Source organism: Corynebacterium sp. CCUG 65737, assembly GCF_024454115.1.
Classification (GTDB): domain Bacteria; phylum Actinomycetota; class Actinomycetes; order Mycobacteriales; family Mycobacteriaceae; genus Corynebacterium; species Corynebacterium genitalium.
The window spans coordinates 60,247-76,983 of the sequence record NZ_JAGPZB010000010.1 but is presented as its reverse complement, the minus strand read 5'-3'; the positions used below and the strand labels follow the sequence as shown (position 1 = coordinate 76,983).

The following is a 16,737-nucleotide window of genomic DNA, read 5'->3' as shown; positions in this document are numbered from 1 at the left end:
GCTTCTTGTTCTACACGTGGGGCCGCATCGCCTACCGGCACCGGAGGATCATCCCTGTCGTAGTCATCGCCATCATCCTGCTCATGCAGGTGTTGTGGGGCTCGAAGCTGGGCGACCGCCTGTCGCAGGAGGGGTGGGAGGACCCGCACGCGGACTCCACCACCGCGGCTGTGATCGAGGAAGAGACCTTCGGCCGCGATAACGCCGGCGATGTGATCCTGCTGGTCACGGCAGAGCAAGGCGTGGCCTCCCCGGCCGTGTTCGACTCCGCCAAGACGCAGATTGACGCGCTGAAGAACCGCCCGGAAGTCGACCACATGGCCAGCTACTTCGACGCGAAGAACCCGCAGCTGGCTAACGCGACCGGCACGAAGGCCTTCACCGCAATCGGCCTGGCCGGCGACGGTGAGCAAACCTTGAAGGACTACCGCGCGCTCGAGGAGCAGCTCGAAGCGATCGAGGTCCCCGGCGCGACCGTCCAGGTCGCCGGCGCCACCGCTGTAGCCGATGCCCTTGACCAAGGCATGGCCGACGACATCGCCCGGGCCGAGCGCATCGGCCTCATCTTCGTGGCCGTCATCCTGCTGTTCGTTTTCGGCGGTGTCGTGGCGGCCGGCATGCCGCTGGTGGTGGGCATCTTGTCCATCATCGGCTCGATGTCGATCTTGTCTATTCTGGCGCAGTTCCAACAGGTGAATGTCTTCTCCCAGTCCGTCATCACCCTGCTGGGCTTGGGCCTGGCCATCGACTACGGCCTGTTCATGGTCTCGCGCTTCCGCGAGGAGCTCGACCGGCGCGGCAACACGCCTGCCGATATAGAAGATGCCGTCGCGGAGACAACCACCACGGCGGGCAAGACTGTGTTTTTCTCGGCGCTCATGGTGGGCGTGGCTCTATCCGGCTTGCTCATGTTCCCGCAGGCCTTCCTCAAATCGGTCGCGTACGGCGCGATCTGCGCGGTGGTGCTCGCCGCCGTGATTTCGGTGACGGTGTTGCCGGCGCTGTTCGGGATGCTAGGACGCGGCATCGATAAGTGGTCGGTCCGCCGCGCCTCGCGCAAGGCCCGCAGGCTTGAAGACACCATCTGGTACAAGATCCCCGCCTGGGCAATGCGCCACTCCAAAGCTGTCATCGTTGCCGTCACAGGCGGATTGCTGCTGCTCACCCTCCCGATCGTGGGCATCACCTTCGGCGGCATCAACGAGAGCTACCTCCCGCCCAGCAACGAGGTCCGCCAAGCCCAGGACGAGTTCAACGAGGAGTTCCCCGCCTTCCGCACCGACCCCGTCAAGCTCGTGGTGGCGGGGGCGTCGAACGAGGAGCTTGTCAACGTCGTCATGCAAACCCGCGGTGTCACCGGCCTGGCCTCCCCGCTGGCACCGTCCAAGCCGACACAGGACGGCACGACGGTCCTGTCGGGCACGTTGGCTGACCGCAACGGCGGCCAAGACGTCGTCGACCAGCTGCGCGACATCGAAGCGCCGGAAGGCGTGGACCTCTACGTCTCCGGCACCCCGGCGATGGAGGTCGAGTCCATCGAGGCGCTGCTGAACCGCCTGCCGTGGATGGCGCTGTACATGGTCGCGGCCACGTTCCTGCTCATGGCGGTGCTGTTCGGCTCGATGATTCTGCCGATCAAGGCCGTGATCATGAACGTCCTGGGCATTGGCGCGACCCTGGGCTTCCTCACCCTCGTCTTCGTCGACGGCGTCGGCTCGGGCTTGCTCGGGTTCACGCCGGGTCCGCTGATGAGCCCCGTGCTCGTCCTCATCATTGCGATCCTGTACGGGTTGTCCACCGACTACGAAGTGTTCTTGGTGTCGCGGATGGTGGAGGCGCGGCACAAGGGGGCGTCGACAAGCGATGCCGTGAAATATGGAACCGCGCACACGGGCTCCATCATTACCGCCGCGGCGCTGATCATGATTGTTGTGGCTGCGGCGTTCGCGCTGAGCGAGATCGTGATGATGAAGTACATCTCCTACGGCATGATCATTTCGCTGGCGCTCGACGCGACGCTGATCCGCTTGCTGCTTGTGCCTGCGGTGATGCACGAGCTGCGCGAGGACAACTGGTGGGCGCCGCGCTGGGTGAAGAAGGTCTACGAGTCCTTCGGCGAAGGTTCAGACCCCACCCCGACCGCGCACACGCACCCGTACACGGGCGACATTCCCGTTAGCGGAACCGTCGCCGCGAACCGTCACGTGCGCTCCGGTGTCACCGTCGACCAGGACGCGGACCTCATCCCCTTCGACGAGCTCATGCGGCGGTTGAATGGATAAGCGGTGGATCGGATGGATTGCGCCAGTCGTCGTGCTGGCGGTCCTTCTGTTCGCCTTCCGCAACGAGCTGGACTTCCTCGGCGACGCGTTCACCGCGCTGCGCCACGCCAACCCCGCCCCCATCTTTGCGGCGGTGGTCACCTCGTTGCTCGCGATCGTGGCCATGGCCGCCGTCATGCGCATTTTGCTTATCGACGATGGCGTCCGCGCCACCCTCCCCAACTGCACCGCCATCACCCTGGCCAGTAATGCTTGGTCCACCTCTATTCCCGGCGGGCCCGCACTGTCCGCATGGCTGACCTACCGGGTGCATAGGTCCTGGGGAGCTTCGACCGGACGGTGCGGATGGTTCTTCGTCATCTCCGGGGCACTGTCCACCGTGTGGATGGTGGTCATCGGCATCGCTGCCGTGATCTTCCTCGGCGCGCGGTTGTCGGTGTGGGCGCTTGTCGGCTCGCTCGTTGTGGCGCTGGTGGCCATTGGTCTGGTGTTCTGGGCGGCGTTCAACCCGGGTGTGCTGACCCGGTGGGCGCGGGTCCTTCCGCCGGCTGTTGAATTGCGGGTTCTGACCGTGATCAACCAGCTCTCCGCGATCCGCATGACGGTGCCCGAGTTTGTCGCCGCCGCGACGTTCTCTCTGCTCAACCAGCTTTTCGACGTAGCCACCCTCTACTTCTCCGTCTGGGCCGTCACCGCCGCCAGCGGTTTGTCCGCCCCCGGTTTCACCGCCGGCCCGGGTGAGACCACGATCCAGGGCGTCGCGCTGGCGTTCATCATGACCAAGCTCGCCGGTGCCGCCCAGATCACCCCCGGCGGCGTGGGCACTGTCGAACCTGTCGCCACAGCCTCCCTGGTGGCCTCCGGATTGACCCTCGTCCACGCCACCGCCGCGACGCTGGTCTACCGGATCATCTCTTTCGCCTTCATCACGCTCATCGGCTGGGGGATTTACCTGCTGGTCTACGCCGGAAAAGGCTTCATGCTCGGCAGGCCGCAGGCGAACGGGCCCGATTGAGGCGTCGCGGTACTCCCGCTCCCGTCGTGAGCACCCTGTGGTTCCCTAGCCCCTCGTGCTTGCTGCGCACGACGTAAGGAAGGGGTCTACAGTGGCAACTATGAGTGCTACTCCGGGCTTGCTCAATCTAGCGGGGGTAATCACAAATGCCGCCGCAAACACAGCGACGAGAATTGCCGGCGCCCCACGCATGGACGGACGGCGCATTCAGCCGGTGGGGTGGAATGCGCATCAAGGAAGCGTCGATACGCTCACGAGCAGCTTCGTTGCCGTGCCCGGCGGGCAGCGTGTGCGCTTAGCCAAGCGCACGTCGAATCTCTTCCGTTCGCGCGCTGGCGGCGGGACCGGTCTCGACGTCAGCGGCCTCGGGGGTGTCATCGAGGTTGACCCCGTCGCAAAAACTGCCGATGTGCAAGGAATGTGCACCTACGAGGACCTCGTCGACGCAACACTGCCGTTCGGGCTGGCACCGCTTGTCGTGCCGCAGTTGAAGACCATTACCCTCGGGGGCGCGGTGTCTGGAATGGGCGTGGAATCAACTAGTTTCCGCAACGGTCTGCCGCACGAGTCCGTCCTGGAAATGGACGTCATCATCGGGACCGGAGAGATCCTCACGTGCTCGCGCGAACGCAACGTCGAATTGTTCCGTGCCTTCCCGAATTCCTACGGGTCTCTCGGTTACGCCGTGCGGCTGAAGATCGAACTGGAGGAGGTTGCCCCGTTCATTGAGCTAAAGCATGTTCGCTACAGCGACCTAGACACGTTCCAGGCGGCGCTGGCGCAGCTGGCCACGTCGGGGGAGTGGGGAGGCCGCGACCTGCACGGTCTCGATGCCGTTGCTTTCTCCCCCGAAGAGCAGTACCTGGTACTGGCGTTTCAGGTTGACACCGCTGCCGGCACCTCCGATTACACCCGGCAAGGGATCTACTACCGCTCGATCCAACACCCGGAAGGCACGAAACACGACTACCTGACCATCCGCGATTACATCTGGCGTTGGGACACCGACTGGTTCTGGTGCTCCCGAGCATTCGGTGCCCAACATCCGCAGGTACGCGCGGTGTGGCCGCGGGAGCTACGGCGCAGCTCCTTCTACTGGAAACTGGTGGGCGCGGACAAGAAATACGACCTCGAATACCGGTTCCTGAAGAAGCCGAAAGGTCTGCCCCGCACTGAACGAGTAGTCCAAGACATCGAGGTCACAGATGACCACGTCGCCGAGTTCCTCTCCTGGTTCTTCAGCGCCAGCGATATCGAACCGGTGTGGCTATGCCCGATCCGCCTCCGCGCAGGCGTGGAGGAACTCTCCGGGGTCGGATTCAGCGAATCCGAACCGTGGCCGCTGTACCCGCTCAAACCGGGAACCACATGGGTCAACGTCGGGTTCTGGTCAGGCGTGCCCGCCGACCACGTGTCTGACAAACAGGAACCGGGTGCCTTTAACAAGATCATTGAAGCGAAAGTCACAGAGCTGGGCGGGCACAAATCACTGTATTCGGAGGCGTTCTACAGCCGCTCCCAGTTCAAGAACCTCTATGGCGGTGATCTGCCGGAGCAGATGAAGCAGCGCTACGACCCAGAGCTGAGGTTCCCGGGCCTGTACGAAAAGACAATTGACAACGCATAGGAGGACACCATGATCACTGACAATCTGCACAGCTCTTTCACCCCCATGACCGTCGCAGAGATCGTGGACACCCTCTTCCCCACCGGCAACCCCTTCCGCTGGGAAGCTTTCGACGGATCGGCCACCGGCCCCGAAAACGCCGATCACACTGTGTGCGTGAGCAGCCCCGAGGGGTTGTCCTATATTGCCACCGCCCCGGGCGACTTAGGTCTAGCACGGGCGTGGGTGACCGGTGGACTCACCGTCGAAGGCGAGCACCTCGCGCACCCCTACGGCATTTTCGATGACCTGCGCACCCTGTACGACACTTTCGAGCGCCCCGATGTCGCCACCGGCCTGCGCATCGCACGCTCGCTGCGCTCCATGGGTGCGATTCAGATTCAGCCAATCCCCGAAGCTGAGCAGGCGTCATGGCTCGAGCGCCGCGTGCGCCAAGGGTTATCCCGCCACTCGAAAGAACGCGACGCGGATGTTATCTCCTCCCACTACGACGTCGGCAACGAGTTCTACGAACTCTTCCTCGGCGATTCCATGGCCTACACTTGCGCCTACTATCCGACGCCTGATGCGAGCCTGGATGATGCGCAGGAGAACAAATTCCGCCTCGTGTTTGAAAAACTGCACCTCTCACCGGGCGACCGCCACCTCGACATCGGCTGCGGCTGGGGTAGCATGGTGCGCTATGCTGCCCGCCGCGGCGTGAAATCACTCGGAGTAACCCTGTCCAAAGAACAGGCCGAGTGGGCACAGGCCACGATTGAGGAGGAGGGCCTCGCCGACCTCGCGGAGGTCCGCTACCTCGACTACCGCGACGTCGACGAGACCGATTTCGACGCGATCTCATCGATCGGCCTGCTCGAGCACATCGGCGTGGACAATTACCCCTCCTACTTCGAGTTCCTTTCAGGCAAGCTTCGAGACGGTGGCGTCCTAGTCAACCACTGCATCACCTACCCCGACAACCACAAGACAAAGAGCGGCGAGTTCATGGACCGCTACATCTTCCCCGACGGTGAGCTCACTGGCTCCGGCACCGTGGTCAAGAACATGCAGGATCACGGATTCGAGGTCTTCCACGAAGAGAACATCCGCCTCGACTACATGCGCACCCTCCGCGATTGGTGCGAGAACCTCAAGGCCAACTGGGATCAGGCCGTCGAGCTCGTCGGGGAAAACACCGCCAAACTCTGGGGAATGTACATGGCCGGTTCTGAATGGGGCTTCGAACATGATGTCGTCGAGCTGCACCAAATCGTGGGCATCAAACTAGCCCACGACGGCTCACGCGCCGGCACACCCGAACGCCGCTGGTGGAACGACTCCGTCTTTTAACCCGCCCGCCGCATCAGGCAAGCAGCCTAGCTCCCCCCACATGTTTCGAACCGTTTGCATCGAGCAACACTGTTCAGGCCCATATTTGCCAGGCACGCAAACCGAATGCATGCTTTCAGGGGGCTAGAGTCGAGAACATGAAGATCACTAAGCCGACCGCCGTCGCCCTGGATTTCCTCGCTATCGCCATCTTCGCTCTGCTCGCCCGGTTGGCCCACCAGTCAGACGACATGCCGTTCAACTTTGCCGGCTGGGCCTCCACTGTGTGGCCTTTCGCTATCGGAGTCGCCCTAGGCTGGGTCATCGTGGAGTTTGGCCTGCGCACAACCGAACCGTCCGCAGACACTGGGACTACCAAAGCCACCGGCCACGGCCCTTTGATCTGGTTGGTCACCGTCGTCACCGGACTGGCTATCTGGGGTATCCGGAACCAGGCACTGCCGCACTGGTCTTTCGTCATCGTGGCGTGCGTGATGTCGGCGCTACTGATGTTGGGGTGGCGCGGCATCTCTGGCGTGCTCGCCCGATAGTAAGAGCGAACTAGTCGGCGACCTACGGAGAGTCACCGACTTTTCTTTTACATCCAATCTGCCTCGGATCTGACGCTGAATCGAGGCACAACAACGGCCCACGAACCCTATCCGTCATCCCCCCAGTGACCTCACCGCTTTCGACAAAGGGAAACCCCGCCGGTCAACGCCTTGCTGCGAACCGACGGGGATATGGGAAACAGGCGGGGATTTACAACCCGATGTCGAACTTGCCCTGCTGGACGTTCCGGACAATCCAGTTCAAGTAGTTGGCAATTTCAGCGACGATGTCGATTGCGCTGCTCAGCATGGAAAACCTCCTGAAAGAGTTTGGGTAAAAGCATTACTCAGTCAGTATCTCCCGCCGTGACCAAAACGTTACACGTTCGGTGAAAAAGGGAAGAAGACGCAGATCAACTGCTTAAAGCGGCCGAATCGCGTGCTTCTTAGGCAGGTCGTTTTCGTACTTGGTGGACAGCTGGCGCAGGGCGCGGCGCAACGTTAGGCGGGTCTCGGACGGCTGGATCATCGCGTCGAGGTAACCGCGCTCGGTCGCGACGTACGGGGAGGTCATGTTCTCCTCGTAGAAGTCCATGAAGACCTTCTTCATGTAAGCACGCTGGTTCTCGTCGTCAATCGCGGCGAGCTGCTTGCCTTGAATCATCACGGCCGCAGCGGCCGAGCCCATGACGGCGATCTGCGCGGTCGGCCACGCGAAGTTCAAGTCACCCGTGAGGTTCTTCGACCCCATCACGGCATAGGCACCGCCGTAGGCCTTGCGGACGATCAGGGAGATCTTCGGCACGGTGGCCTCCACAACGGAGAACGCGAGCTTCGCGCCACGGTGGATCAAACCGACCTTCTCCTGATCCACACCGGGCAGGTAGCCAGGAGTGTCCACGACGAAGACCAGCGGGATGTTGTAAGCGTCGCAGGTCTGGATGAACCGAGCACCCTTGTCAGCGGCATCGGCATCAATGCAGCCGGCGAAGTGCATCGGGTTGTTGGCTACGAAGCCGACAGGCCTGCCGTCGATACGCCCAATGGCGCAGATCAAGTTGGGGGCGTAGTTCTCTTGGATCTCCAGGATCTCTTCGTCGTCACCAAGCTGGACCAGCAGGTCCATCATGTCGTAGCCGGCATTGGTGTCGTCCGGCATGAAGTCGTCGAGCGCAGAGTCGTCAAGGTCCTCGTCCGCTGGGGCCCAGACAACGGGCGGCTCGTCGAACGTGCTTGTCGGCAGGTGGCCAAGCAAGTCGCGGACGAACTCGAAAGCCTCATCCTCGCTGGTCACCGTCACGGTGACGTTACCGTTCTGCTCCTGCTGGACGGCGCCGCCGAGCTCGGCAGACGAAATCGCCTCGCCCGTGACCTCCTTGATCACAGCCGGGCCGGTGACGTACATCTCGGCCTGGCCCTCAACGGCGACAATGAAATCCGTGGTCACCGGCGCATAGACAGCACCGCCGGCGGACTTACCCAGCATGATGGAGATCTGCGGCGAACGGCCCGACAGCGGCAACTGGCGCCGCGCGATCTCGGAGTACATCGCCAGCGACGTCACCGCGTCCTGAATGCGCGCTCCGCCGGAGTCCTGAATGCCGATGACCGGGCAACCGATCTTGATGGCGAACTCCATGACGTCAACGACCTTACGGCCGAACGTCACGCCGACCGACCCGCCGTAGACAGTCTTGTCGTGGGCGTAAATGGCCACCGGTCGGCCGTCGATCCGCCCGTACCCCGTCACAACTCCGTCAGAATAGACCGCGTCCTTATCGCCGGGAGTGCGGGCCAGCGCGCCGGTTTCCACGAAGGACCCCTCGTCAAGAAGCGCCTGGATGCGCTGGCGCGGGGTGGTTTGGCCAGCGTCATCACGCTTCTTGCGCGCACGCTCGGAGCCGGGGTCCTGCGCACGCTCCAGCCGTTCGCGCAGTTCAGCGAGTTTTTCAGCGGTTGTCATCTATCCACTCCTGCATATGCTTGCCGACGATCCCCACCGCCGGCTCATCCACCACCGCCAAGTGATCACCCGGCAGTTGAACGATGGTCAAGTCGTCCACGATAGCGGCCCAGCCACCATCCGGATCAATCTCAGCGTAGGCCGGCTCGAGCATGATCGCGCCCTCGTGCATACCCTCCGAACGGAACAGCAGAACGGGAACGTCGACGTCCTTCCAGCGCTGCATGTCCACCTTCGCAAGAATCTGGTTGTCCACGAAGGAGGCACGCTGATGCTCAAGCACACCCGCCGCCAGGCCGTGCTGGGAGGCGTCGGTCGAGGCCAAGAACTCGCCGAGCATGTTCAACAGCGCATCCTCACCAGCGGTGTCGAGCAGCTCGTACGGCACCTCGAAGTCCAGCCCGTAGGTGTCCTTCGCGAACTCCGCGTAGCGGTCCCAGCGGGCACGCACATTCTCCGGCGTGTCCGGCGTCGGGTTCGACGGCTGGGTGGTGTCCAGCAGCGCGATGTACTTGACCTTTACATCGGAGCCACGCAGCTGGTGGGCGATCTCGTACGCCAGCGCGCCACCGAAGGACCAGCCGCTGAGCACAATCGGCAGGCCTGCAGACAACTCACGGATGTCCTCGATGTAGGCGGCAGCGCGCTCCTCGAGCGAGCCTTCGAGTCGTTCCAGCCCGTAGACCGGCACGTTGTCCGCTAAACGACGCGTCAACGGCTGGTACACCGCATTCGACCCACCAGCCGGGTGGAAGACGAAGACGGAGGGGGTAGTGTCGTCGGTACGCTCGCGCAACACGCGGACGTTGCCCTCGACGGGGGTCTCCAAGCCCTCGCGGACGATATTGGCCAACGGCTCGAGAGTCTCAGCTTCCTTGACCTGCTCGGCGGTGACCTCGATGCCGGAACGATCACTCAGGTGAGTGGCGATATCTGCCGCCTGCTCGTCCGTGATCGGATCCAACTCACTGGTCACACCCGCGGCAGCCGCGCCGGCGTACTTGGCCCACGCGCCGAAGACCATGCGCTCGGACGCGTCACGCGGGGCCACGCCGACACCCTTCGCCTTCGCGGCGGCCTGGCCCGGATCGCGGTTCGGGTCATTCTCCGCCATTGGCTGCGGTTCTTCGGGGCGGCCTTCGACCGCGTCTTCGACCATCGTGATCACGTCGGCAACGGAGGCGTCGCGAAGCGCCTGGAGCTGCAGCGGCGGGATCTGAAAGTCATTCTCCACGCGGTTCTTGATGCGCATGCCCATCAGCGAATCAAGGCCCAGGTCAATGAGCGGGAGCTCGACCGGGAGATCGTCGACGTCATAACCCATGGACTCGGAGACGATAGAGCGCAAGCGCTGCTCAACCGTCTCGGTGGCCGGGTCCCAGCGCACGGCGTCGATCTCGGAATCAGCCTTCGCACCGGCGATCATCTTCTCGCGGGCGGCGGCCATCTCGGGGGCCTCCGGGGCGTTGGTCACGCCCGGCAGGCTCGTCTCCGCGAGGTTGAGCGTGGACGCGAATCCTTCCGCGACCAGCACTGCCCCGTTGTAGACATGCACGGTGAGACCACCGAGAGAACGGCGGACCATTGTGGTCAGCTCGCCCGAAGCCGGTAGCGGCGCGCGCTCCTCTGCAGCAACGACGTGGGCATCCGGGTCCACGTCGGCCGCGGCGAGCTCCACCAACTGGATAGAGGAGAAGATCTGGTCGGCTGGGGTGGCGTAGGCGTAGGTGGCGTCGGGAAGCGACACGCGCGCACCCAGCGGACCGGAACCGGAACTGGACGGCCGTGCGTCAGTCCACAGCTCGTTGCGGTGGAACGGGGTGTGCGGAAGGTCTGCGCGCGGACCTTCGCCCGCAAGCGCGGCGAAATCGACCGGCATGCCGTTCACGTAAAGTTTCGCGGCCAGGTCCAGCAGCGTCGCAACCTCGTTCTCCTTGCGCTTGAGGGAGAACAGCAGTTGCGCATCGGGCTTGCCCACGGAAAACGCCGTGTTCATCATGCCCATGATGGCCACCGGGTTCGGGGAAATCTCCACCAGCGTCGTGTGGCCGGCGGCGAACGCGGCCTCGGTGGCGTCCTGGAACATGACCGGCTGGCGCGTCATGCGGATCCAGTAGTCGACGTCGTGAATCGTCTCGCCCGCGTGGTGCGTGCCGTCGACGGACCCGAAGTGCGTGATGCGCAGCGGACGCGGCTGGGTGCCGGCGATTTCCGCGGCGAGCTCACCTAGGATCGGGTCGAGCATGCTCGTGTGGCCCGCACCGCGCACCTGCAGCTTGCGGGCGAACTTGGACTCTTCCTCCAGCGCGGCGACGAGGTAGTCGACGGCCTTGCCGGGGCCACCGACCGTCGTCATGCCCGGCCCCGCGTACACAGCAGGCTCCACGCCCTGAGCTTCGGGGTGCTTATCGACGAATTCCGTCAACTGTTCCCGGCTCAACTCCACCACCGCCATGGCACCCTCGCCGTCTGTGCCGGCGACCTGCTGCTCGCCTTCGCCCATGAGGCGGGCGCGTGCGCAGGCAATGACGATGGCGTCCTCGGCGCTCAGACCGCCCGCAGCGTAGGCTGCGGCCATCTCACCCATGGACATGCCCATCGTGGCGGCCGGGGTGATGCCGTAGCTGGCCAGCAGATCCGTCAGCGCGATCTGGATGGCGGTGATAGTGACCTGGCCGGTCTCTGTGTCATAGGTCTGCTCATCATCCATGATGAGGTCCACCATGGACCAACCGGATTCAAAGCCGACGACCTTGTCCAGCTCCTCGATGCGCTGGCGGAAGAAGGCCGAGTGCTCCATAAGCGGCTTGGCCATCTTGCGGTGCTGCGAACCGAAACCGGAGTACACGAACACAGGGCCGCTAGTCTGCGGGGCATCCGCAGAGGCAATGCCCGGCGCGTTCTTGCCTTCAGCAACGGCACCTAGCCGCTTGACTGCTTCCTCGACGGAGCTCGCTGTCACCACTGCGCGGGAGCGGCCGTGGTTGCGCCCACCCAGCGTGCGCTGAACAGCGCGCAGATCCGTCTTCTGGCTCAGCGACTCGGCGATCGTCGCCGCCATATCGCGGCGGCGCGACGGCAGCAGCCCGGAGACCGGCAGCAGGACCAGGTTGGGGTTCTCTGGGTCGACCAAACCGCCCGCGGCCGTAGCCTCGGGCGAGTCTGCGGACGTCGGGTAGTCAGCCGGGTCGAAGTCCGTGACCACGACGTGCGCGTTCGTGCCGCCGAAGCCGAAGCCGGACACACCGGCAACGCGGCGGCCGGAGTACTGCGGCCACTCGCGGGGGTCCTCAACGACCTCGATGCGCGTGGCATCAAAGTCGATGTACTGGTTGCCCTCGGTGAAGTTCGCAGACGGTGGAACAGTGTCGTGACTCAGGGCCTCGAGCACCTTGATCATCGCCACCACACCAGCAGCTGATTCCGTGTGGCCGATGTTGGACTTGGCGGAGCCAAGCAGAATCGGCTCCGCGAGCGGGCGGTTCGCACCGAGCACCTCGCCCAGAGCGGAGGCTTCGATCGGGTCGCCGAGCGCCGTACCCGTGCCGTGGGCTTCAACAAGGTCGACGGTGCCCGGATCGACACCGGCGTCGGCATACGCGCGCAACAGTACGTCCACCTGCGCTTCCGGGTTCGGGGCTGTCAGGCCGTTGGAGTGGCCGTCGGAGTTCGTGGCGGAGCCCTTGATCACGGCGAGAATCTCGTCGCCGTCCGCAATCGCATCCTCGACACGCTTGAGCACGATGAATCCAGCTGCCTCCGCGCGAACGAAGCCATCGGCGTCGTCAGAGAACGCGGCGATGCGGCCGGACGGGCTGATCACGCCCAGTTCAGCAAACGCGGTGGAGATGAACGGGGAGGCGAGAATGTTCACGCCGCCGGCAAGAGCGATCGACGCATCCCCGTCGCGCAGTGCGCGCACAGCGTGGTGCACCGCTACAAGCGACGACGAGCAAGCCGTGTCCACATTCATGGACGGGCCGCGGAAGTCGAACGCGTAGGAGATGCGGTTCGGGATGATGGAGCTGGCCGTGCCAGTGAGCGCGTACGGGTGCGCTGCCGCCGGATCAGAGGACACGAGCATGCCGTAGTCGTTCGAAGACGAGCCCACGAAGACGCCGACGGGCGTACCGCGCAGCTCATTGGCTGGCTGGTGACCATCCTCGAGAGCCTCCCACGCCAGCTCCAGCATGATGCGCTGCTGCGGATCCATGTTGGTCGCCTCCAGCGGCGACAGCCCGAAGAACTCGTTGTCGAAGCCGCGGATGTCATCCAGGTAGCCGCCCTGGACGTTCTGCTCGCGCATCTTCGCGCTCATCACCGGATCGGCGGAGTACTCAGACCAGCGGCCTGCCGGCAGGTCACCGGTCACGCACTGGCCCGCAACCAACAGGTCCCAAAACTTATCCACGTCCGCCGCACCGGGGAACCGCCCCGCGCGGCCGATGATGGCGACATCTCCAGAACCGGTCCCGGCACGGCGGGTGGCCGGCGCGGATGTCGTCGACAAGCGTGCTTTCGGCGCGAGCAAACCTCGCGCCAACGCTTCCACCGTCGGGTACTGGTACGCGATGGTGGGGTCGAGCTTGGTGTCCAGGAGCCGCTCGAGCTCGCCGGAGAGGATGACCGCGTCGCGCGAGGACAACCCCAGGTTCTCCAGGGGCAGGGTCGGGTCGACGTCCTCAGCTCCCGTCGCGCCAGCAATCCACTGCTGCAGCCACGCTACGAGTTCACTCTCCGTCATGGGCACCTTTCTGTTGTCGGACACGTCTACTTATCGTCGGCCGCGATGAATTTGTTGCGGTTAACCTGTCGCGCAATCTTTCCAGAGCTAGACCGGGTGATGTCATTCGGTGCGTAGAAGCGGATGACCTCGGGGCTAATACCGTGGGTGTGGGAGATCGCGCCGCGGATCGCGTCCTCGGCAATCGGGTCGGCAGCAGCGTCTGCGCCCTCGGCACGCTCGACGAGCACGACGAGCTTTTCGACGTCCTCACCCGGCACTGCAAACGCCGCCACCGAATCCGCGCGAACGTGGTCGGAGGCTTCCATGACGGTCGCTTCGATGTCCTGCGGGTAGTGGTTGCGGCCGGCGATGACAACGAGGTCCTTCACGCGGCCGGTGATGTAGAGGTGGCCCTTGTAGAAGGTGACCAGGTCACCGGTGGCCAACCAGCCCTCGGACGGAGCGTCCTCGGCGACGGTGGAACCTTCTGCCAAGCGCTCACCAAGGGTGTTGCCGAAGGTCTGCTGGGTTTCTTCCTCGCGGCCTTCGTAACCTACGGCCACATTGTCGCCGTGGATCCACAGCTCGCCGACGGTGCCCTCTGGCACCTCATTGCGGGTCGACGGGTCCACGACCGCGTAGTGCATGTCCGGCACCGGCTGGCCGTTGGAGGCGAACGGAATGCCGTTTTCAGCCTCGACGGCGGTGCCTTCACCGATCTTCTCGCGGTCGAAGAGCACGAAGTGCGGGCGCTCCTCCGTCTGCGGGGTGGAGACGATGAGTGTCGCCTCTGCCAGACCGTAGGACGGGCGCAGCACCTTCGGGTCCAGGTTGGACGGTGTGAATGCCTCGACGAATGTCTCCACGGCCGCCTTGGTCACGGGCTCAGAGCCGACGATGATGCCGTCGACGTTGGAGAAGTCGTAGTCGCCCGGGTTCTCCGGCGCGGCGTAGCGGGCGGCCAGGTCGAGGGCAAAGTTCGGCACGACGGTGTAGGTGAACTGCTCCTCATCGCCCTCACGGTAGGTGAGCTGATCAGTCCACCGCTTCGGCTGCTGAATGAAGTCCTTCGGGCCCATGAGCTCGAACTCGATGCCCATGATTGCCACGAAGATGGTGAGGATGATGCCCATGTCGTGGTGCAGCGGAAGCCACGTTGACAAGCGCAGCGGCATCTTCAGCTCCACTGCGTCATAAATCTGCAGGACGTTGGTGAGGATCGCGCGGTTGGTCAGCACCACACCGGCCGGCAGACGCGTCGAACCGGAGGTGTACTGCAGGAATGCGACCTGGTCGACAGGGTCGATGCCCTCGGGTTCGTCCGGGGTGACCCAGGACTCGGCCAGGGAATCCGGCAGGGAGTCCACCACCATGATGCGGGGGCGTTGCGGCTTCGGTGTCTCCGCGAAGAACTCGCGCACGGCCTTCGCGCCGAGGTTGTTGGTCAGCACGGTCTTCGCGCCGCAGTCCGCCAGCACAGCGGTGAGCTGCTCGCCGTGGCCCGGCTCATTCGGGTCATACAGCGGCACCGGCACCTGGCCGGCGTAGACGGCACCCATGAAACCGAAGAGGTACTCCGGCGAGTTGTTCGCCATGATGGCCACGCGGTCGCCGGGCTGGCCGGTCTGCTGCAAGCGCGCACCGACAGCCTTGATGCGGGTGATCACATCCTCACGGGTGTAATCGACGGCCACGCCTTCGCGGTCTTCCGAGTAGTCCCAGTAGCGCAGCTGGTGCAGGTCGCCCGTGCCCATTTCTGCGCTGCCTTGGTAGAGCATCTCGCACAACTGGAACAGGGACAGTTCCGGCGGCAGGTCGATCTTGTCGTCGTCGTAGAACTGGTAGAGCAGTTGCTCGAGGTCCATGGCTCTCCTTACATATTGTCAATACTCTCGCGAATCCACTCTACGGTCCATTGACTGGTCGTGGTGCCGGGAATCACATCTGGGTTGGACGCGTACATCGCGTGCACGCCGTTAGCTTCGGCGAGTTCGCGGGCGCGTCCCAGTGCATCGCCCACATTCGGCGGGGCGTCGCAGATTGAATCATCTGGCGCGCAAATCTCAATCGCGCGGTCGTTAACGGCACCGAAACCGCCGTCGCGCACCCCGCGCATCGTCGCACCCGGCACGACGGCCTGAACCACGGAGTTGAGCGGGTGCAGCGCGATCTCCGCGCCGATGCCGTTCAGGGGCACGCCGGGGTTGATACCCACCGCGTTCTCGCGGCGGCCGTCGGCAATCATCACCGCGCCGCGCAACCGCTCCGGCGGGATGACGCCGCGGTGGTTGCCGATGTCGCTGGCAATGTCACCGACAATCACCGCGCCCTGTGAGAATCCGGCGAGAATGAACTGCGTCGACGGGCACGTATCCGCCACAAACTTCAACTCGGCGTTGAGGCGCTCGGTGCCCTCATTGCGCGAGTCGTCGTAGCTCATCTCCTTGCGCGACTGGATCGACTTGAACTGCGCGGTGTACGGCAGCGTCCACACACGCACGTGGTTGATGTCGTATTGCTCCTGCAGCGGCTGCGAGATCGAGAGCATGAAGCTCATCGGGTTCGCCGTCGGGTTGAACGGGTCATCGCTTTTCGACGACTCCCACGTCCCCGGCGCCGAAATCACCTCCACCGCAGGACACCAACCAGGCTCCTCGGCCGACGGCGGCGCGGGATCCTTACCCGGTTCAAGGGGGCCCTCACCGGGTCCAAACCATTGCGCAGCCCCCACCGCAATGACGGCGAGGACTGCGATGACGGCAATCACCGTCAATACGTTGCGTGCTTTCATTAGCTGCAAATGTGGTCGTTGGCGGAGGCGTCAATAAGCTCTGCGACTTTATCGGCGTCGAGCTTCGTCTGTTCCTGCTCAACCAGCTGACCTGCGACAGCGTCACGCGTGATCATGCTGCCGTCGCAGATGGTGCGAGCAGTGGAGACGAGCTGTTCTTCATTACCGTCGACGTTGACGCCGCCTTCGCGCAGCGCCTCGAGGTACGCCTCCTCCTCTGCCGGGCGCATCGGCTCGTCCGCGGGGGCCTCGACCTCGCTGGCCGCACCCTCATTGTCCAGTGCCGGATCAGCTTCGTCCGACTTTTCCGGGGCGGAGGTCTCAGTCTGTGTCTCCGTGGTTGCTTCCGTTGCGGTTGTGGACGGTGCTGACTGAGTCGCAGTGACGTCGTCGCTGTCCACTGTCGTGCCGCCGCACGCGGCGAGCGTGAGCCCTGCCGCAGCGAGGACAGCCGGTAGGAGTTTCTTCATG

General features: G+C 63.9%; 10 protein-coding genes. 5 read left to right on the top strand and 5 right to left on the bottom strand.

The window, feature by feature from the left end; genetic code table 11:
* Nucleotides 1-5 precede the first annotated feature (5 nt).
* The 5 genes from KBX17_RS08745 (at nt 6) to KBX17_RS08725 (ending at nt 6,786) form a co-directional block, all read left to right on the top strand.
* A complete protein-coding gene (locus tag KBX17_RS08745) occupies nt 6-2,282 on the top strand; it encodes an MMPL family transporter (protein WP_256019437.1) in 2,277 nt (758 codons plus the stop codon).
* Nucleotides 2,275-3,297, top strand: coding sequence for a YbhN family protein (locus KBX17_RS08740; RefSeq protein WP_256019435.1), 1,023 nt, complete (start codon nt 2,275-2,277; stop codon nt 3,295-3,297). The genes KBX17_RS08745 and KBX17_RS08740 overlap by 8 nt, the downstream gene beginning before the upstream one ends.
* A 100-nt stretch (nt 3,298-3,397) precedes the next feature.
* Nucleotides 3,398-4,924, top strand: a complete 1,527-nt coding sequence (locus KBX17_RS08735; protein WP_370687018.1) for an FAD-binding protein — start codon at nt 3,398-3,400, stop codon at nt 4,922-4,924.
* 9 nt (nt 4,925-4,933) lie between these two features.
* The gene (locus tag KBX17_RS08730; RefSeq protein WP_005288113.1) at nt 4,934-6,256 is read left to right on the top strand and encodes a cyclopropane-fatty-acyl-phospholipid synthase family protein; all 1,323 of its coding nucleotides are present in this window, start codon (nt 4,934-4,936) and stop codon (nt 6,254-6,256) included.
* 137 nt (nt 6,257-6,393) lie between these two features.
* Entirely contained in the window at nt 6,394-6,786 is a 393-nt protein-coding gene (locus KBX17_RS08725; protein ID WP_005288110.1) for a DUF3054 domain-containing protein, read from the top strand.
* Between the two features lie 421 nt (nt 6,787-7,207).
* On the opposite strand, the gene KBX17_RS08720 is transcribed toward KBX17_RS08725, so the two are convergent.
* The 5 genes from KBX17_RS08720 to KBX17_RS08700 are packed head-to-tail and all read right to left on the bottom strand — an operon-like array spanning nt 7,208 to nt 16,736.
* Nucleotides 7,208-8,749 carry an acyl-CoA carboxylase subunit beta gene (locus KBX17_RS08720; RefSeq protein WP_255995096.1) on the bottom strand — a complete coding sequence of 514 codons (1,542 nt, stop codon included), beginning with the start codon at nt 8,747-8,749 and terminating at the stop codon, nt 7,208-7,210.
* The gene (gene pks13, locus KBX17_RS08715; protein WP_256019455.1) at nt 8,736-13,493 is read right to left on the bottom strand and encodes a polyketide synthase Pks13; all 4,758 of its coding nucleotides are present in this window, start codon (nt 13,491-13,493) and stop codon (nt 8,736-8,738) included. The genes KBX17_RS08720 and pks13 overlap by 14 nt, the downstream gene beginning before the upstream one ends.
* Before the next feature lie 26 nt (nt 13,494-13,519).
* Nucleotides 13,520-15,340, bottom strand: a complete 1,821-nt coding sequence (locus KBX17_RS08710; protein WP_256019433.1) for a FadD32-like long-chain-fatty-acid--AMP ligase — start codon at nt 15,338-15,340, stop codon at nt 13,520-13,522.
* An 8-nt stretch (nt 15,341-15,348) separates the two neighbouring features.
* Nucleotides 15,349-16,266, bottom strand: coding sequence for a cutinase family protein (locus tag KBX17_RS08705; protein WP_256019432.1), 918 nt, complete (start codon nt 16,264-16,266; stop codon nt 15,349-15,351).
* Nucleotides 16,266-16,736, bottom strand: coding sequence for a DUF732 domain-containing protein (locus KBX17_RS08700; protein ID WP_256019430.1), 471 nt, complete (start codon nt 16,734-16,736; stop codon nt 16,266-16,268). The genes KBX17_RS08705 and KBX17_RS08700 overlap by 1 nt, the downstream gene beginning before the upstream one ends.
* Between the last annotated feature and the right edge of the window lies 1 nt (nt 16,737).